17 protein-coding genes are annotated in these 17973 nt (G+C 71.0%); 8 read left to right on the top strand and 9 right to left on the bottom strand.

Annotated elements, in window-relative coordinates; genetic code table 11:
* The first annotated feature begins 130 nt into the window (after positions 1-130).
* Positions 131-1183, top strand: a complete 1053-nt coding sequence (locus ABD268_RS06220; protein ID WP_344149146.1) for an HNH endonuclease signature motif containing protein — start codon at positions 131-133, stop codon at positions 1181-1183.
* Between the two features lie 35 nt (positions 1184-1218).
* Here ABD268_RS06220 and ABD268_RS06215 read toward each other — a convergent pair whose 3' ends face one another.
* The 5 genes from ABD268_RS06215 to ABD268_RS06195 are packed head-to-tail and all read right to left on the bottom strand — an operon-like array spanning position 1219 to position 5821.
* Positions 1219-1545, bottom strand: coding sequence for a hypothetical protein (locus tag ABD268_RS06215; RefSeq protein WP_344149144.1), 327 nt, complete (start codon positions 1543-1545; stop codon positions 1219-1221).
* Between the two features lie 11 nt (positions 1546-1556).
* Entirely contained in the window at positions 1557-2417 is an 861-nt protein-coding gene (locus tag ABD268_RS06210; protein ID WP_344149142.1) for a GNAT family N-acetyltransferase, read from the bottom strand.
* A 38-nt stretch (positions 2418-2455) separates the two neighbouring features.
* The gene (locus ABD268_RS06205) at positions 2456-2878 is read right to left on the bottom strand and encodes an iron chaperone (RefSeq protein ID WP_344149140.1); all 423 of its coding nucleotides are present in this window, start codon (positions 2876-2878) and stop codon (positions 2456-2458) included.
* Complete coding sequence (locus ABD268_RS06200; protein ID WP_344149138.1) at positions 2875-4632, bottom strand: DUF429 domain-containing protein; 1758 nt, start codon at positions 4630-4632, stop codon at positions 2875-2877. Before ABD268_RS06200 ends, ABD268_RS06205 begins: the two co-directional genes overlap by 4 nt.
* A gap of 22 nt (positions 4633-4654) precedes the next feature.
* Positions 4655-5821: an ROK family protein gene (locus ABD268_RS06195; protein WP_344149136.1), complete on the bottom strand. Its 1167-nt coding sequence runs from the start codon at positions 5819-5821 to the stop codon at positions 4655-4657.
* A gap of 210 nt (positions 5822-6031) precedes the next feature.
* Here ABD268_RS06195 and ABD268_RS06190 point away from each other — a divergent pair, with 210 nt between their 5' ends.
* Genes ABD268_RS06190 through ABD268_RS06170 form a run of 5 tightly spaced genes read left to right on the top strand, consistent with a single transcriptional unit; the run spans position 6032 to position 12447 of the window.
* Positions 6032-7300 (top strand): extracellular solute-binding protein, encoded by a 1269-nt coding sequence (locus tag ABD268_RS06190; protein ID WP_344149134.1) that lies wholly within the window; start codon positions 6032-6034, stop codon positions 7298-7300.
* Positions 7300-8292, top strand: a complete 993-nt coding sequence (locus tag ABD268_RS06185) for a carbohydrate ABC transporter permease (protein ID WP_344149132.1) — start codon at positions 7300-7302, stop codon at positions 8290-8292. The genes ABD268_RS06190 and ABD268_RS06185 overlap by 1 nt, the downstream gene beginning before the upstream one ends.
* Positions 8289-9113 carry a carbohydrate ABC transporter permease gene (locus ABD268_RS06180; RefSeq protein ID WP_344149130.1) on the top strand — a complete coding sequence of 275 codons (825 nt, stop codon included), beginning with the start codon at positions 8289-8291 and terminating at the stop codon, positions 9111-9113. Before ABD268_RS06185 ends, ABD268_RS06180 begins: the two co-directional genes overlap by 4 nt.
* On the top strand, positions 9110-10852 hold the full coding sequence (locus tag ABD268_RS06175; RefSeq protein ID WP_425573683.1) for a glycoside hydrolase family 13 protein: 1743 nt from the start codon (positions 9110-9112) through the stop codon (positions 10850-10852). Before ABD268_RS06180 ends, ABD268_RS06175 begins: the two co-directional genes overlap by 4 nt.
* The gene (locus ABD268_RS06170; protein WP_344149126.1) at positions 10849-12447 is read left to right on the top strand and encodes a glycoside hydrolase family 66 protein; all 1599 of its coding nucleotides are present in this window, start codon (positions 10849-10851) and stop codon (positions 12445-12447) included. Before ABD268_RS06175 ends, ABD268_RS06170 begins: the two co-directional genes overlap by 4 nt.
* 10 nt (positions 12448-12457) lie before the next feature.
* On the opposite strand, the gene ABD268_RS06165 is transcribed toward ABD268_RS06170, so the two are convergent.
* Positions 12458-12853: a MerR family transcriptional regulator gene (locus tag ABD268_RS06165; protein ID WP_344149125.1), complete on the bottom strand. Its 396-nt coding sequence runs from the start codon at positions 12851-12853 to the stop codon at positions 12458-12460.
* Between the two features lie 83 nt (positions 12854-12936).
* Between ABD268_RS06165 and ABD268_RS06160 the strand changes: the two genes are divergently transcribed.
* Together ABD268_RS06160 and ABD268_RS06155 are read left to right on the top strand one after the other, a co-directional pair.
* Complete coding sequence (locus ABD268_RS06160) at positions 12937-14466, top strand: SulP family inorganic anion transporter (RefSeq protein WP_344149124.1); 1530 nt, start codon at positions 12937-12939, stop codon at positions 14464-14466.
* Positions 14467-14564: 98 nt separating this feature from the next.
* Positions 14565-15146 carry an HdeD family acid-resistance protein gene (locus ABD268_RS06155; RefSeq protein WP_344149122.1) on the top strand — a complete coding sequence of 194 codons (582 nt, stop codon included), beginning with the start codon at positions 14565-14567 and terminating at the stop codon, positions 15144-15146.
* 263 nt (positions 15147-15409) lie between these two features.
* Here the strand turns inward: ABD268_RS06155 and ABD268_RS06150 are convergent, their stop codons facing one another.
* The 3 genes from ABD268_RS06150 to ABD268_RS06140 form a co-directional block, all read right to left on the bottom strand.
* Positions 15410-16204 (bottom strand): DUF2785 domain-containing protein, encoded by a 795-nt coding sequence (locus tag ABD268_RS06150; RefSeq protein ID WP_344149120.1) that lies wholly within the window; start codon positions 16202-16204, stop codon positions 15410-15412.
* A gap of 217 nt (positions 16205-16421) precedes the next feature.
* Positions 16422-16814, bottom strand: a complete 393-nt coding sequence (locus ABD268_RS06145; protein ID WP_344149118.1) for an SHOCT domain-containing protein — start codon at positions 16812-16814, stop codon at positions 16422-16424.
* A 187-nt stretch (positions 16815-17001) separates the two neighbouring features.
* Positions 17002-17703 (bottom strand): hypothetical protein, encoded by a 702-nt coding sequence (locus ABD268_RS06140; RefSeq protein ID WP_344149116.1) that lies wholly within the window; start codon positions 17701-17703, stop codon positions 17002-17004.
* Between the last annotated feature and the right edge of the window lie 270 nt (positions 17704-17973).

The raw sequence follows: 17973 nt of genomic DNA, 5'->3' as shown, positions 1-17973 counted from the left end.
TCGCCGTACTCGTCGAGCGCCTGCACGCGGAGCTCGACCAGGTTGCCGAGCAGGGCCTGTGGTCGATGGGCAACGAGGAGCTCACCGAGACCCTGCGCGAGGCGACCAGGCTCGCCTCGCGGCCGACGGGGTGGGGGCCACCTCGACCGCCTCCTGGTGGGCACACGCCACCAAGCAGACGCGTGCCGAGGCGCACCGCAAGATGCGACTGGCGCGGGCCATGGACCGGGACCACGAACCGGTCGGCGACGCCCTCTTCGCGGGCCGGCTGCTGACCGACCAGGCCGACGTCATCGTCAGGGCGGTCGACGAGCTGCCCCGAGACCTGGTCGACCCCGAGCTGGTGCAACGGGCCGAGCTGCACCTGGTCGGGCTCGCCCGGCACCACGACGCGAAGGAGCTGAAGGTGCTCGGGGCCGCGGTCCTCGAGCACCTGGCACCCGAGATCGCCGAGGCCCACGAGCAGGCCCAGCTCGACCGCGAGGAGAAGCAGGCCGCCCAGTCCGCCCGGTTCACGATGAGCGACGACGGGCACGGCCGCAGCCACGGCCGGTTCACGCTCCCGACGATGCAGGCCGAGATGCTGCGCAAGCACCTGCTCGCACTGGCCTCGCCCCGGCGGACCAGCGACGCCGGCGCCGGCACGGGCGGCACCCCGCCCGGGGAGCAGAAGCCGCTGCCCCACCGGATGGGCCTGGCCTTCCTCGAGTACGTCCAGCGCTACCCCAGCGACCACGTCCCCCAGTCCGGCGGCGTGGCCGCGACCGTGGTCGTCACGATGACCCTGGAGACCCTGATGGGCGGGTTGGCCTCGGCCGCCCTCGACACCGGGGCGCACATCTCCGCGGGCGAGGCCCGCCGGCTCGCCTGCGAGGCCGGGAGCATCCCGGCCGTGCTCGGCGGCGCCGGGCAGGTCCTCGACCTGGGCCGCAAGCGCCGCTTCCACAGCGAGCCGCAGCGCATCGCCCTCGGCCTCCGAGACGGCGGTTGCACGACGGAGGGGTGCGACTGGCCTCCCGGCCTCTGCCACGCCCACCACGATCCCCCGTGGTCGGCGGGCGGCATCACCGACGTCGACCGCGGTCGACTGCTCTGCCCCCACCACCACGCACGGGCCCACGACCCCACCTACCGCACGACCCGGCTCCCCGGCGGGAAGGTCGCCTTCACCAGGCGGACGTGAGGCAGAGCCTGCTCGGCTGTCATGGCCGTGCGTCCTCAGTCCCAGCCGTCCGGCAGCGGCCGCCACTCACCCCACCCGAAGCGACTCTCGGCCACGAAGTCCTGCAGGTTCGAGGCGAGCCGGTTGCGCCAGTCGGTGACCGAGGCATCGATGGTGCTCTCGTAGACCCGGTCGACGAGCCGCTCACCCACCAGGCTCAGCTCGAGCTCGGCGTACCAGTGGCGCGGGTCGGCGGACGGCGCGCGCCGGGCGACGGAGGCCGCGTCCACCTCATCCGGCCTCAGCACGGCCTCCAGCGCCGGAGCCACGATGTGCGCCACGACGTCGGCCACCCCGGCGATCCGCTGCTCCTCGGGGTCCACGCGGGCTCCGCTCACCGCGCCGGCGAGCTGAACCGCGCCCGCTTGCCGAAGGTCTCGAAGCCCAGCCTCGTGTAGAGGTCGGCCGCCGGGTTGTCCACGTTCACGGTCAACCACGCCTCGGTGGCGCCCTCCGCCGCGAGGGCCTGCAGGCTCCGGCTGACCAGGTGCGCGCCCAGCCCGCGGCCGCGCCAGGCCGGCACCGCGCCGACCTGGTCGACCCAGGTGTCCAGCACGTTGACGAACCCCACCGGCTGCCCGTCGGCGTCCAGCGCCACCAGCGACAGGTCACGACGCCAGTCGTCGTCCTCGGCGAGCTCCTCGAGCCACTCGTCCTCGGTCGGGTCCGGGAAGCCGGGACGGTCGGAGAAGGAGCCGACGTACGCCGCGAACAGGTCCCGGTGCGAGGCGTCCGCCACCGCGACGAGCTCCACGCCGTCCGGCGCCGGCACCACCGGCACCTCGCCCAGCGGGTGCCGCATGACGAGCTCGGCGAAGCCCTCCGCCAGGCCGAACCGCGCGTAGAGCCGCTCGGCGGTGGGCTCGCAGGTCTCCGTCGCGGCGGTGAGGAAGGCCGGCCCGGCGGCCGCGGCCGCCCACTCCATCAGCCGTCGCCCGAGCCCCTGTCCCCGGTGGGCCGGGTGCACCAGCCCACTGGTCGTCGCCGCGCCGTCGCGCACCGCCGCGCCCGCGGCGGCGACGAGCGCCCCGGTCTCGTCGCGGGCCGCGAGCGTCTCGCCGGCCAGCAGCCGTGCGCGCAGCAGGCCGTCGCTGGTGAGGATCGGCAGCCCCCCGTCCGCGTCGAGGCAGGCGCGGGCCAGGTCGCGCAGGGCCGGCAGGTCGCTCTCGGTCAGCGGGCCCCAGGTGATGGTCATGTCGTGCCTCCGCGCCGGTGTCGGATCGAGGGGTTCGATCATCGGAGCCGCATCATGCCCGGACCGGTGGTGAACCGGCACCGGAACATCCACGATCTACCCGAAACGCTCGACCCGCAGGGCCCGCACCGCCCGCGAGACCAGCTCGTAGGGGATCGGTCGGTCCAGCGGGAAGCGGCCGTGCCCCGGGTCGCGCGGTACGCCGCGAGGTCGTCCTCGAGCCCGGGGTCCGCGGCGGTGCCGGGCTCGGGCAGCGGGTAGACGCTCACGTAGGTGGTCCAGCCGGCGAAGTGCACCAGCGACCGGCCGTCGACCTTGTAGGTGGGCATGTTGTACGCGACGGTCTCCTCCGCGTCAGGGGCGGCGGCGCGGATCGCGCGGCGTACCTCCTCGAGGACCGGGCGGACCTCCTCGGGGAACGACGCGAGGTACTCCTCCACCGAGGCGAACCTCGTGCTCACGACTCCCCCTCGAGCTTGTGCAGCCGGGTCCGCAGCAGAGGCTCGCGGTGGCTGTTCCCGTGCAGCGCGACGTACCGCTCGCCGTACGCCGCCAGCAGCGCGTCGTCGAGGCGGCGCACCGCACCCGGCGGGTAGCGGTAGCCCATCCGCTCGTTGAGCGCGGCGGTGTCGATCGACCGGAGCGCCTCGCCGAGCTCCTCCAGCGAGGTGATGCCGAGCTCGAGGAGCAGCCCGGAGATCCAGGCGTAGTGGTCGGTGCGCGACCAGCCGGCGTCGGCGTACTGCCCGGCCAGGAAGGCGGCCAGCTCGCGCGGGCTGATCCGCGGGTCGTCGTCCTCCGGCTCCGCGGGCGTGCTGGTCATCCCCTGCTGCAGCCGGTCGCGGATCGTGGAGAACTCACGGTCCGCGAGCTCGAGCAGGCCGGCGGCCAGCGTGAACCGGCGGTCGAAGTCGGGCACGTGCTCGTCGGGGATCGTGCCCTTGTAGCGGATGTCGTGCTCGAACTCCGCCCACGCGTGCTGGAGCACGGTGCGGATCTGGACCTGGGCGCTCCGTCCCCGCAGCAGCTCGTAGGCCGGCTGGCTCTCGCGCACCGCGTCGAGCCCGATCAGCAGGTGCCGGCTGGCGTAGCCGAACCGACCCTGGCTGGCGGTCTCGCGGCCCATGTCCCGGTCGTCGTGGAGCACGACCTGGTCGCGGAGCAGCTCCGCGACCGCGGCCACGTCGCTGTGCACGTAGGTGATGACCCGGACGCCGATCACGTCGGTGATGTCCCGCAGCGGGTCGGGGAACGCGAGCACGCCGTCGACCGTGCGGGCGGCCTTGGTCGCGAACGAGGCCACGCTCTTGGCCCGGCCGGTGACGCTCAGGTAGTTGATGCCGGCGTCGTCGAGGATCGTCTGCACCAGCGCCACGGCCTGGTCGGCGGCCTCCCGCAGCGTCGCGTGCTGCGCGGCGTAGTCCCGCACCGCCTCGCGCACCCGGTCGGCGGCCGACGCGGCCCTCCGCTCCCGCGGTGTCGGGGTCAGCCCGGCAGGCAGCGTGGGCGTGACGATGTAGCCGCCGGAGAAGTCGCCGTACGTCGTGGTGAGCTCGGGCTTGCGGAGGGCGAACAGCCCGATGTACGCGCACAGCACCGCGTCCACCTGGTCCTCGACGACCCGCAGCTCGCTCTTGCGGGTGGCGTCCTCGACCTGGGTCACCAGCCCCTTCCAGGCGCCGTTCACGGCCAGGCGCGGGTCCGCGTCCGCGAGCCCCTCGAGCAGCCCCATCAGCACCAGCAGCTCCCCGCGCAGCGCCTCCAGGGAGCGGCCGGTCTTGTTCTTGTACTTGAGCGTCCGGCCCAGCTCGAACAGCGCCACCGTCGCCGGGTGCGGGTAGACCTCGATCGCGCGGCGCTGCCGGCCGGACCGGGGGTTCATGTCCAGGCCCAGCATCGAGCAGAGCCGGGCTCCGCGGGGGGTCCCGGCGAGCTCCGGCTTGCCGGTGTTGGCCGGGTGCGCGCCCGCGTCGAAGCGGGCGAAGTCGCGGTTGAGCTCGGCCTCGGCGGGCCGGTTCCCGGTCGCGTTGGGCACGATCAGCGGCGCATCGATCGCGACCAGGCAGTCGCCCTCGACGTACGGCGCCAGCGCGGCCACGATCTCCTCGTCGGTGCCGGCCGCCGAGACGTGCACCAGCTGCCCACCGTCGTCGAGGACGGCCAGGCCGGTGGGCTTGCGCTGGCCCCAGGCGAGATCCACGCCGACGAAGTGCATGGGCACAGCCTGCCGTATCGGCTCAGGATCCGGCGGTCACCGCCGACCCGAGCACGTGGTGCTGGATCGCGATGGCGGCCGCGCCGCGCGCCCACTGGTCGGAGTCGTAGGGCTGCACGACGACGTCCACCGGGGAGGCGGCCGGGTCGCGGTCGCGCTGCACCCCCTCCCACACCGCACCCCACGCGACCCGCGCCAGCTCGATGCCCTCGCCGGAGAGGAAGATCCGGTCCGGCATCGCGAGGTTGGCCACCGCCGCGATGAGCCGACCCAGTGCGTGGCCGGCGGCGGTGACGACCTCGAGGGCCACCGGGTCGCCGCCGCGGGCGAGCTCCAGTGCCTCGCCGTAGCCGACCGGACGCCGGTGCGCGACCGAGACCTGCGAGCTGATCCCGGTGGTGGTGAGCATCGCCTCGGCACACCCGTGGTGCCCGTTGGGGCAGCGCGGACCCTGCGGATCCAGCGGGTAGTGCCCCACCAGGCCGATCCCCACGTCGCGGTGCGTGACGACGCGGTCGTGGACGACGAGGCCGTAGCCGACCCCGATGCCGATGGTCAGGACCGCGAAGCTGGGCACGGTGCGTCCCTCGCCGAACCAGTGCTCGGCACCCGCCAGCGCGACCAGGTCGTTCTCCAGGATGACCGGCAGCCCGGTGGCCTGCTCCACCAGGCGCGCCAGTGCGACGTCGTGCCACTCGAGGAACGGCGCCCGCGCGACGGTCCGGCCGTCGTGGCTCACGCCGCCAAAGCTGATCCCGACCGCGGTCGCGTCCTGTCCGGCGTCGAGGTCGGCGACGAGCCTGCCGATGGCGGCCGCCACCCGGGCCGGCTCGAGGCCGTCGAGGTCGACGGTGCGCGAGGCGACGATGTCGGCACGCAGGTCGGTGAGCACCCCGTGCAGGCACTCCCCGGTCAGCTTCACCCCGACGAAGCGGTGCGTGCTGGCGGGTACGTCCACGAGCCGGGCCGGGCGGCCGGGGCCACCGGCGAGCGGCTCCTCGAGCTCGATCAGGACGCCGCTCTCCAGCAGGGGCGCCACGGTCCGCGTCAGCGTCGCCGCCGAGACCCCGAGCTTCGCGGCGAGCTCGCGCCGCGGCAGCGGGCCGCGGATCAGCACCTCGAGCGACAGGTCGCGCGCCAGCCCGTCCAGGGCCGGCCACACCTGGCCGCGATCCTCCAGCTGGGTCACGCCGCCTCCCCTTTGGTGCTCGATCCGACCCGGCATTCGTTTCATGGTGACGCTAACTCGCGGGCCACTCCCGCGGATCCCTGCCAGCCATCGGCACGACCGAGCCTAAATCAGCACCGACCCTTGACACCAGTTCTTTGCATGATGAAACGTATTCGCCGCAGCGATGTCTCACCAACGCGGCACTCGTCGAGAACGGAGAAACCCAGCATGAGACCCACCAAGACACTGAGCTGGCTGGCCCTCGGGGGCGTCGCCCTGGCCCTGTCCGCGTGCGGCGGGGGCGGCCAGGAGCCGACCACGGACGCCGACGGCAACACCGTCATCAAGTACTGGCACGCGTACAGCGCGGACAGCCCGGAGCTCAAGACGCTCGAGGACGAGGTCATCCCCGCCTTCGAGAAGGCGCACCCGGGGATCAAGGTCGAGTCGGTTCCCTATCCGTACGACGAGCTGCACAAGAAGCTGCTGACGGCCACGGCCGGCGGCACCCTGCCGTGCCTGGTCCGCAGCGACATCATCTGGGTGCCCGAGCTCGCCCAGCTGGGCACGCTCGCTCCGCTCAGCGAGGAGATGGACGACTTCGACAAGATCGCCGCCAACACCTACGACGGTCCCCTGGCGACGACGGAGTACGACGGCAAGCACTACGGCCTGCCCCTCGACACCAACACGCGGGTGCTGATGTACAACCAGGCCACCCTCGACGAGGCCGGCATGGACGAGCCGCCGGCCACGTTCGACGACATGCGCAAGCTCGCCGAGGGCCTGAAGGGGACCGGCGACTTCGCCTTCGCCGACAACGACACCGCGGGCTGGAACCTGCTGCCGTGGATCTGGTCCGCCGGCGGCGAGATGACCGACGAGGGCATGACCAAGGCCTCCGGCCACCTGAACTCCCCCGAGTCGGTGGCAGGCGTCCAGCTGCTCGTCGACATGTACAAGATGGGCGAGATCCCCGACCTGATCACCGGCGCGCAGGGCGGCACCGAGACGGCGGTCGGCCTGCCGAAGGGTGACTACGCCACCATGCTGGACGGGCCCTGGATGTTCCCGATCTTCGAGGACCAGAGCCCCGACTTCGCACTCAAGACCGCACCCATGCCTGCCGGCGACGGCGGCTCGATCTCGGTCGTGGGCGGCGAGGACGTCGTGATGACCGACAGCTGCCCGTCGAAGGACGAGGCGATGCAGTTCATCGAGTACCTGCTCGGCGACGACGCCCAGAAGGCCATGGCCGAGACCGGTCAGATGCCCGTGCTCTCCAGCCTCGGCTCGGAGCTGACCGACATCAAGCCCTACTACGACACCTTCGCCAAGCAGCTCCAGACCGCCCGGCCGCGGCTGCCGCACCCGGAGTACCCCAAGATCGAGGAGATCCTGAGGACCGAGGTGCAGAAGGCCTTCACCGGTGACACCACCGTGCAGGAGGCCCTCGACAGCGCCGCGCAGCAGATCGACCCGATCCTGGCGGGCTGATGACCGACGTCGTCACCCCCACCGCCTCGACGTCCCGCCTCCGCGCCCCCCGCGCGGGGGCGGGCCCCCGGGGCGGACGCGGCCGGGGTCCGGTCCGGAGCACCGGGCCCCGGCACGGGTCCCGGCTCACGCCGTACCTCTTCCTGCTGCCCGGGATGGTCCTGTTCGTCGGGCTGATCCTCTGGCCGATCGTCCAGGCCGCCCGGATGAGCCTGCTCGACTGGAAGTTCACGCCGGGCGTGTCCAGCCCGTTCGTGGGGCTCGAGCACTACGACCGGGCCGTCCACGACCCGGTCTTCTGGAAGAGCCTGGTCAACACCGGCGTCTACATGGCGGCGACGGTCCCGACCCAGCTGGCGCTCGGCCTGGTCCTGGCGCTCCTGCTCAACAAGGCGATCGCGGGCAAGGTCGCGTTCCGGGTGCTCTACTACCTGCCCGTCATCACCAGCTGGGTCGTGGTGTCGCTGGTCTTCGAGTACCTCTTCTCGACCAGCAGCGGCCTGGTCAACCACGTGCTGCACGACGGGCTCGGGATCGGCCAGGAGCCGGTCAACTGGCTCGGCCAGCGCTGGCCGGCGATGGCGGTGCTGAGCATGCTGGGCATCTGGAAGGGCGCGGGCTGGTCGATGCTGATCTTCCTCGCCGCGCTCCAGACGGTCCCCAAGGACCTGCTCGACGCAGCCAGCGTGGACGGCGCCGGCAAGGTGCGCACCTTCTTCTCGATCACGCTGCCGCAGCTGCGGCCGGTGGTGGCGTTCGTGACGGTGATGCTGGTGATCGGCGGCTTCAACGTGTTCATCTCGGTCTACGTCATGACCGGGGGCGGCCCGGGAGACGACACCCAGGTGGTGCTCACGTACATGTACAAGCAGGCGTTCGAGTTCCTCGAGTTCAGCTACGGCTCGGCCATCGCCTACCTGCTGGCCATCATCATCTTCGGCCTGAGCTTCGCGCAGATGAAGCTCTTCAAGTACGACGAGGAGGCCTCGTGAACCGCCCATCGGCAGGGACCTCCCTGCGCTTCGTGATCCTCCTCGCCGGCGCGGCGGTCATGGTCGTGCCGTTCGCGATGATGGTCGCCACCTCGTTCAAGCAGCAGAGCTACGTGCTCACGCCCGATCTCGTCCCCGACCACGCGACGTTCGACAACTACGTGCGGGCCTGGACCTCGAGCGGCTTCGCGCACTACTTCCTCAACAGCGCGGTCGTCAGCCTGGCGACGGTGCTGCTGGTGCTGCTGTTCGGCTCGATGATGGCCTACGCCTTCGCGCGCTTCGAGTTCGTCGGCAAGAAGGTCGTCTTCTACTCCATGATCGCGACCCTGATGATCCCCAGCATGATGCTGCTGATCCCGCAGTACTTCGTCGCCCGCGACCTCGGTGTCCTCGACACCAAGTCCGGACTGGTGATGTTCTACGTCGCCGGCCAGCTCGCGTTCACGACGTTCCTGCTGCGCGGCTTCTTCGCCGGGGTCCCGCGCGAGCTCGACGACGCGATGCTCATCGACGGCGCCAACCGGCTGCACATCTACTGGCACCTGATGCTGCCGCTGGCCCGTCCGGCGCTGGCCACGGCCGCGATCTTCACCTTCCTCGGCTCCTGGGACGAGTTCGTCTGGGCCGTGACCATCATCGACTCCAAGGACAACAGGACGCTGCCGATGGCGATCCAGCTCTTCCAGGGCCAGCACGGCACCTCCTGGGGACTGGTCTTCGCCGCCTCCACGATCGCGGTCATCCCCGTCATCGCGGTGTTCGTCGTCTTCCAGCGCTTCTTCGTCTCCGGCCTGGCGGCCGGAGCACTGAAGGGATGATCCCCGTGAACCGGACCGAACCGGCCTGGTGGACCACCTCGGTCGTCTACCAGGTCTACCCGCGCAGCTTCGCCGACTCCGACGGCGACGGCATCGGCGACCTGGCCGGCGTCACCGGTCGGCTGGACTACCTGCACGAGCTCGGCATCGACGTGCTCTGGCTCTCGCCGATCTACCCCTCGCCCCAGGACGACAACGGCTACGACATCAGCGACTACCAGGACGTCGACCCGTTGTTCGGGACCCTCGCGGACCTCGACGAGCTGATCGCGCAGGCGCACCAGCGGGGCATCAAGATCGTGATGGACCTCGTCGTCAACCACACCTCCGACGAGCACCCGTGGTTCGTGGAGTCCCGCTCGTCGGTCGACTCGCCGAAGCGGGACTGGTACTGGTGGCGCCCTGCCCGGCCCGGCACGACCCCCGGTGAGCCCGGCGCCGAGCCGACCAACTGGGGCTCGTTCTTCTCCGGCCCGGCCTGGGAGTACGACGAGGCGTCGGGCGAGTACTACCTGCACCTGTTCAGCCGCAAGCAGCCCGACCTCAACTGGGAGAACCCGGAGGTGCGGCGGGCGATCCACCAGATGATGCGCTGGTGGCTCGACCGCGGCGTCGACGGCTTCCGGATGGACGTCATCAACATGATCTCCAAGGAGCTCCCCCCGCGCGACGGAGCCGTGCCGACGGCCGAGCGGGACGGGGTCGTCCCGGCCGGAGCGGTGCACGGGGACGGCGGGCCGTTCTTCCTGTGCGGGCCGAGGATCCACGAGTTCCTCGCCGAGATGCACGCCGAGGTCGTCGCCGGCCACGAGGCCACGCTCCTCACCGTCGGCGAGATGCCCGGCGTGACGATCGAGCAGGCCCAGCTGTTCACGGACCCCGACCGGCACGAGGTCGACATGGTCTTCCAGTTCGAGCACGTCGGGGTCGACCAGGGCGACTCCAAGTGGGACGTGCTCCCGCTGCGGCTGACCGCGCTCAAGGAGTCGCTGGGGCGCTGGCAGGAGGGCCTGGCGAAGGCCGGCTGGAACAGCCTCTACTGGAACAACCACGACCAGCCGCGCGTGGTGTCGCGGTTCGGCGACGACGGTGAGCACCGGGTCCGCTCCGCGAAGCTGCTCGGCACCGTGCTGCACCTGCACCGCGGCACGCCGTACGTCTACCAGGGCGAGGAGCTCGGCATGACGAACGCGCCGTTCGCCGCCGTCGAGGACTTCCGCGACATCGAGTCGGTCAACCACTACCGCTCGGCGGTCGAGCTGGGGGCGGACCCCCGGCGCGTGCTGGACGGGCTGCGGAGGATGGGCCGCGACAACGCGCGCACCCCGATGCAGTGGGACGCCTCACCGGGCGCGGGCTTCACCACGGGTACGCCGTGGATCGGGGTCAACCCCAACCACGTCGAGGTCAACGCCGAGACCGCGGTGGCCGACCCGGACTCGGTGTTCCACCACTACCGGCGGCTGATCGAGCTGCGCCGCAGCGAGCCGGCAGTCGCCCTCGGCGACTTCACGATGCTGCTCGAGGACGACCCCGTCGTCTACGCGTTCCTCCGCCGGCTCGGTGACGTGGAGCTGCTGACGGTCGCCAACTTCTCCGGCGCGCCGGCGCGGCCGGCGGTGCCCGGGTACGACGAGTGGCTCGAGGCGGAGCTCCTGCTCGGCAACGTCGCAGGCTCCTCCGGTCCGGAGCTGGCCGCCTGGGAGGCCCGGGTCCACCGCCGGACGATGACCGGATGACCGACGCCGACCTGGTCCCGACCCGGGCGGCGTACGGCCCCGACGACGACGTCACCCTGGAGTGGACCGGGCCGCGCGGCCCCTCGCGGCTGGTGGTGACGCGGCTCGGCGAGGTCGTGCGGGACCAGCAGGTCGAGCCCCGCGAGCTCCTCGCCCTCGGGCCGTTCCCTCTCGGCGGGTACGCCGTGTGGCTGGAGTCCGCGGACGGCACCGGCGACGCGCGCACGGCCTTCGACGTGCTCCCCTCGCCGGTGGCCCGGCCGCGCTACGGCTTCCTGTCCGAGTTCGGCCCGGACCGCACGAGGGACGAGATCGACGCCGCCGCGCTCGGGCTCCGCCGGCTCCACCTGACGACGGTGCAGTTCTACGACTGGGCCTACCGGCACGCCGACCTCGTCGGCACCGAGGAGGAGTTCGTCGACATCTGCGGCCGCACGCTGTCCCACCGGACGACACGGGCGCTCATCGAGGCCTGCCACGAGGTCGGTGCGGAGGCGATCGGCTACGCCGCGGTCTACGGGGTCGGGATGGACCACGCGGACGACCACCCCGAGCAGCTGCTCCACCACCGCGACGGCTCGAGGTACTCGCTGGCGGACCTGCTCGCCATCGGCAACCTCGACGCCGACAACCCGTGGCACGACCACATCATCGGGCAGTTCGAGCGGGCCCTCGCGGAGATGCCCTTCGACGGCCTGCACCTCGACACCTACGGGTCCCCGAAGATCGCCTGGGACCACCAGGGGCGCCCGGTCGACCTCGCCGAGCAGTTCCCGCCGTTCCTCCGCGAGGTGCGTCGCCGGCTGCCCGAGGCGACGCTGTTCTTCAACAACGTCAACGACTACCCGACCTGGGCCAGCGTCGCGACTCCCCTGGACACCACGTACATCGAGGTGTGGGACCCGCACCGGGAGTACCGGCACCTGGTCGCGCTGCTCGAGACCGCGAGGCTCTCGGCCCCCGGACGGCCGGTGGTGCTGGCGGCCTACCTCGTGCCGTACGCCGACGGCAGCACCCCCGGCGCGGACTGGGCGGCCCGGCTGGCCCTGGCCACCGTCCTCAGCCACGGCGGCCACCACCTGCTCTGCGGCGAGGGCAACGGTGTGCTGACCCACCCGTACTACCCCGGCTTCGCGCGGGTCGGGGAGCCCACGATGCGGCTGCTGCGCGACCAGCTCGACTTCGCGGTCGCCAACGGGGACCTCCTCCACGCCCCCGAGGGGCGGACCGTCACGCACTCGCACCTGTCCGGGGACGAGAACGACGACCTCGCCGTGCAGGCACCGGTCGCGGTCGCCCCGGACCCCCGGGCGGGGAGCCTGTGGGCCGTGGCCCGCACATCCCTCGAGGGCCTGACCCTGCACCTGATCGACCTCAGTGCCCAGACCAGCCTGGAGTGGAACCGGCCCAAGGAACCGGGCGCCCCCCTCGACGGGGTCTCGGTGCGGGTCCGGTGGGCCGGTGACCGCCTGCTCTTCGGCAGCCCGGACCGGGGACCGGACCTGGTCGACCTCGACGCGACCCGCGACGGCGACTACCTGGTCGCGACCCTGCCGGCGTTCACCGCGTGGGGGATGGTCCACCTGCCTCGGTGACCCCTCGCCCCTACGGGAGCTGGCGCCCCAGCTGCTCGAGGAACTCGTCGGCCATCGCGACCTGCTCCTCGAGCCTGCGGCGACGCTCCCGGGCGTCGTCGGCGACCAGCCGCAGCCGCTCCACGAGCTCGGGGTCGGGGTCGTCGCCCTGGTCACGGATCGCCTCGATCAGCCCCATCACCTCGTGCATCGCCTCGAGGCTGAAGCCCAGCGGCTTCATCCGCCGGACCACCAGCAGCTTCTCGAGGTCCTCGGCGGTGTAGAGCCGGAAGCCGCCCTCCGTGCGGGCCGACGGCGTGAGCAGGCCGATCTCGTCGTAGTGCCGCAGCGTGCGCAGCGAGAGCCCGGTCCGCTCGGCGATCTCGCCGATCTGCATCGGACGGGGGGCGCCTGCCTCGGTTGCCATGTGCCGCCTCTCACGTCGGTCTCGATTCGGGGCCAACCCTCACGTAACGGTAGGTTTGTCGTCGACCCCCACCGGAGAGAACTATGCCGACTTCCCCTGCCCTGACCGAGTCCCCGGCCGCCCCGACCGAGGTCCAGGCCGCCTCCGTGCGTACGGCGCTGCGCTCACCGGCCCTGCTCCGCACCGAGGTGCTGGCCGGACTGGTGGTCGCCCTGGCGCTGATCCCCGAGGCGATCTCGTTCTCGATCATCGCCGGCGTCGACCCGCGCATCGGGCTGTTCGCGGCGTTCACGATGGCGGTCTCGATCTCCTTCCTCGGCGGTCGCCCCGCGATGATCTCGGCGGCGACCGGCGCGATCGCGCTGGTGATCGCACCGGTGATGCGCGACCACGGCTACGACTACCTGGTCGCGACGGTGCTGCTGGGCGGCGTCATCCAGGTCCTGCTGGGCGTGGCGGGCGTGGCCCGGCTGATGCGCTTCGTGCCCCGCTCGGTCATGGTCGGCTTCGTCAACGCGCTCGCGATCCTGATCTTCCTGGCCCAGGTCCCGCACCTGGTCCACGTCCCGTGGCTGGTCTACCCGATGGTCGCGGCCGGGGTCGCCCTCATCGTGCTGCTGCCCCGGGTCACGCGCGTCGTACCCGCCCCGCTGGTCGCCATCGTGGTGCTGACCGCGCTGACCCTGACCGTCGGGCTGGACCTGCCGACGGTGGGCGACGAGGGTGAGCTGCCCGACAGCCTGCCCACCCTGTTCCTCCCGCACGTCCCGTTCACCCTGGAGACCCTGCGGATCATCGGCCCGTACGCCGTGGGCATGGCGCTGGTGGGCCTGCTCGAGTCGCTGATGACCGCGAAGCTCGTCGACGACATCACCGACACCCACTCCCACAAGTCCCGCGAGGCCTGGGGCCAGGGCGCCGCCAACGTCATCACCGGGTTCTTCGGCGGCATGGGCGGCTGCGCGATGATCGGCCAGACGATGATCAACGTGAAGGCCTCCGGGGCCCGCACCCGGATCTCCACCTTCCTCGCCGGCGTCTTCCTGCTCGTGCTCGTCGTCGGCTTCGGCGACGTCGTGGCCCTGATGCCGATGGCCGCGCTGGTCGCGGTGATGGTGATGGTCTCCGTCGGCACCTTCGACTGGCACAGCGTCCGGCCCGCGACCCTGCGCCGGATGCCCCGCAGCGAGACGACGGTGATGGTCTCGACGGTGGTCGTCGTGGTCGTCACCCACAACCTCGCGATCGGGGTGGTGGTCGGAGTCCTCGTCGCGATGACGCTCTTCGCCCGCCGGGTCGCGCATCTCGCCGAGACCCGGCGCGAGCTGGTCGAGGGCACCGACGGCTCGGTCCGCGTGGTCTACACGGTCACCGGCGAGCTCTTCTTCGCCTCCAGCAACGACCTCTACGCCCAGTTCGAGTACGCCGAGGATCCCGTCGACGTGACCATCGACCTGTCCCGCTCGCACGTCTGGGACGCCTCGACCGTCGCCGCGCTGGACGGGATCACGACCAAGTACGCCCGCAAGGGCAAGCAGGTCCGGATCGAGGGCCTGAACACCGCCAGCGCCTCGATGCACGACCGGCTGTCGGGTCGGCTCGCCGCCCACTGAGCCAACCCTCGGGACGCTCCACCATCCCCAGTCCTGGGGCAGCGTCCCCGGCCCCGGCGCGCGTAGCGTCGTACGCCGGGGACACCGGGGAGGGCTCCATGGAGAGCGACTGGTTCAGCATCGGCTGGAAGGCGCTCGTGGCGCGCGGCGGTGTCGCCCTCGTCTTCGGGATCCTCGCGATGGCCTGGCCGCTCGAGACCGCCACCGCGCTGGCTCTGCTCTGGGGGCTGTGGGCCATCGCCGACGGCTTCGGCTCCCTCGCCCAGGGGTTCTGGCCGGGCGCCGGGTCCGGCTCGCGGTGGCTGCTCGTCGCCATGGGCGCGATCGCCCTGATCGCCGGGATCGTGGCCGTGACCAGCCCGAAGGTCACCGCCGTCGCGCTGACCTGGATCCTGGGCATCTGGCTGATCGCCCGCGGCGTCTTCGAGCTGGCCGCGGCGGCCACGTCGTCGACGACGGTGCCGCGCGGGCTGCTCGCGCTGGCGGGCCTGGTCGACCTGGTCCTCGGGATCCTCTTCGCGGCCAACCCCGGCAAGGGCGCCGTCGGCATCGCGTTCCTCCTCGGGCTGGTCGCGTTCGCCTGGGGCGCGGTGCTGCTCCTCATGGGGCTGTGGCTGCGCCGCGAGGCCACTCACCACCTGGGCCCGGCGGACGCCGGCCCGCACCCGACTGCCTCCTGACGTCAGGGCGCCCAGCGGCAACTCTCCCACGGTCGCCAGTCCGGTGATGCCCGCGCAACAGAACGCGTCTGCTCATCTGGCGCGCAGACCCTTGTTCCCTGCCTTGGGCCTGCGTCTAACAGCCGCGAGTCGCCGTGACCCAGCTAGGTCGATCGGCAGCCTCGAGCATGGTTGGGAAGAGTCTGGAGGGCCGAGGTGTCGGTTAATCCAGGCGATACGTCGGTTCGCTGGACGCGACGCCTGTCGTCTACGTGCTGCCGCGCTCACCACATCCAAGGCGTGGCCGGGTGCAGGACCTCGGCCAGATGATCGAGAAGATGCTCATTCCATCTGGCCGCAACCACCTCAGTGGGGGAAACACGGACGCCGCGACTGAGCAGCACGTACAGCGTGCGCAGGGTGTTGAGAGTGTTCGTCGCCGGCGCGGGGGTCGCGCCCACGCCACCAGCGGACAACATCTGCGCGACGGGCGCGAGCCACACCTCGGCGTCCTCTCGCGTCAGGTCCGACCGCGTCAGAACCTTGCCGATGGCGTACGCCAAGCGAGCATCCTCCTTGTCCCGCCACACGAGATTGGTCTCGGCGCTCATCCGCTGCCCAGCCAGTTCCAGCATCCGGCGTGGCTCAATCTCCTTCCGCAGGCCAAGCTCACCGAGCAGGTCGGCGCCGTGGGCAACGGCGTGCAGCCAGCCGAGCTTCTGGTCATACCCTCGGAGGTCGCTCTCATGCGGATACCAGGTCTCAAAGGCGCCGACCCACGAGGGCTCGCACACGCCGCGTGTCGCCACGATCACGCACAGAACCAGGGCCGCGAAGCTGCGCGTCCAGACCTCTTCGGAGGCCAGTCTCTGCGCCATCAGGTCGCCTAACGGTTCTAGCCTGTCGTCGGGAACCACACCTTCATCGATCCAAGTCGCCAGCGTGGTGAAAGCCAGGTCGTCGCGGATCTCCGGATCCGGCGATGTGAGCATCTCCGAAAGCTCGGCCAGCAGGGCGTTCACGGCTGCACCCTGCGGGAGGGCAAAGTTCTCCTCGCGGACTCTATGCCAGTTGATCATTCGGGCAACCTAACCGGGGGGCCCGGGAAGAGGAACCGAGTTTCCGTGGCTGGAGCGGTTCGGCGCACCTACGACTAACAACCCAGATAGACGCACCCACGCATGCCCGCAACTCACATCGCACGAAGAGCACGACGGGGCTCAAGCGTTACTCGAAGCGAGACTCCTCGTGGGTGAGGAATGGGTTGGGCGAGCCAGTCACCACGAGTGACGTCAATCAGGAAGCGAGCGCCTTTGCCTTGAGCTGATCGAACTCCGCCTGGGTGATCGCCCCGTTGACGAGTAGGCCCTTGGCGTCGGCGATCTGGCTGGCAGCGTCGCCCGAGGACGGTGCGGCGACCGATTTGAGGTAGTCCGCCTGAGCCGCCTGGATCTCCTTTGCCTGCTCCAGTTGACGATCCTGCATCCCGTGGCCACGGGCGATCAGATAGACCAAGATGCCCAGCCACGGGACGATGATCACGAAGATCACCCAGAGCGTCTTGCTTCCTCCGCCCAGGTCCTTGCTCCGGAAGATGTCTCCGAGGACCCAGAACAGGCACATGAACCACGCAAAGAACAGGAAGAACTCAAACAGGGCCAGCAGGAACGAGCCGTTGTCGTCGAACACAAGGCAACCTCTCAAAGGGGCCGAAAGGGTGGATCCCACCGGCTTCTTGACGCAGCCTCAAGCGATCAGCAGCCGAAGACATCCCCCGACTCGGATGAGATGTCCACCCCGCGCCAGCGAGCCACGCCGGGGGCATTGTGAAGTCGCTCAATGCCCGGGCCTTGGCCAGTCGATGGTCACGCGTGATTCATCGCGCCGCCGGAGCGTACGCGCCGCCGTCGCGGGTATCGGGCGTCTGCAGCCTCACGAGCCGGGCGAGTAGCCACACCAGCGCTGCTTGCCAAGCCAGCACGAAGAAGAACACGAACAGCACCCACCACCTTTCGAACCCGTGCGCCACAACAAGCGGCAGCGCCGCGAGCACGAGGGTCAGCACCATGCCGGTCACGTAGGTCACGGCCGCCGCGGCCCGGTACCCGCGGGTCCGATCGCACGGGGGATCAATGCCGAGCGCGTGAACATCGTGCGGTGGGTGGTCCCTCACCATCTGCCGAGCTGAGCTGTAGACACGGGTGCGGGGATACCGCTGGGCCAGCATCCGGCGTGCTCCCGACGCCGCCCGCGGGTTCCAGCGCACCCCGGCCGGCAGGGCCACCGCCTCGATGCGCGCTTGCGCTGCGCGGAACCCGCGGTCGCCCAGAACACAGCGTCCACGAGCGGCGATGACCGCGCTCGCCGGGCCGATCAACACCATCGCGCTGCCACCGGGCAGATACCAGCCGTACAGGCCGCAGCCGCAGTCCACCCCTGGTGGCGAGTGGTCCGCCTCGCCGGCGCACCTCGCCTGCTCAAACCTGCCCTCCCACGGCCCCGATCCCGAGTACACGAGGGGATACAGCCCGTCGGCACGCAACTCGAACTGGCGATACCCACGCAACTCCCCCGGCACGAGCGCTGAGCCTTGGCGTGGCGCGGGCGCCGGCGCTGTCATGTCCGTGCAGGGGCAGGCGATAGCGATGCGCGCTCAGTCTGCCGGGCGGGCTCTGCCCGGACGGGCTCGGTCACCGGCTCGTCCGTCAGGGGTTCGAACTCGACTTCGCGGCGTTCGGTGCCGATCTCTCCCATGGTGGGCTCCCCTCGCCGATTCGGTCGGTGAGTCGATACCTCCGACCCACTCGCATAGGAGCGGGTCCTTCACTCTTATCCTCGCCGCCCCATG

This window comes from Nocardioides koreensis (assembly GCF_039531775.1).
In the GTDB taxonomy this organism is placed as follows: Bacteria; Actinomycetota; Actinomycetes; order Propionibacteriales; family Nocardioidaceae; genus Nocardioides; species Nocardioides koreensis.
This window is presented reverse-complemented; position numbering and strand designations above follow the sequence as displayed.